Genomic DNA, 261 nt, shown 5'->3' with positions numbered 1-261 from the left:
GCGCCAGTCGATAACCATAATAAATTATTTGGCGGCTTGTTCGTCATAGTACTTTTTAGCGCCAGGATGGATTGGGGCAACCATACCGTCACGAGCGGTTTCTAAACTGATATCGTTGGCCGCTTGGTGTGCCGTTTTTAGACCGTCCAGATTATCAAATAACGCCTTAGTCAATTTGTAGCCATCAGATTCAGACAGATCAGAGTTCACCAATAGCGCATTCATGATTGCGGCAGTTGGAATCGCAGCATCATTGCCATA

At 45.6% G+C, this 261-nt stretch carries 1 protein-coding gene; it reads right to left on the bottom strand.

What is annotated here, in order from left to right:
• Positions 1 to 24: 24 nt before the first annotated feature.
• Positions 25 to 261: TAXI family TRAP transporter solute-binding subunit (locus B3V51_RS04045; protein ID WP_286708029.1), on the bottom strand; the 237-nt coding region annotated here is incomplete at its 5' end.

The organism is Psychrobacter sp. UBA2514, from assembly GCF_002341255.1.
Classification (GTDB): domain Bacteria; phylum Pseudomonadota; class Gammaproteobacteria; order Pseudomonadales; family Moraxellaceae; genus Psychrobacter; species Psychrobacter pacificensis.
This window is presented reverse-complemented; position numbering and strand designations above follow the sequence as displayed.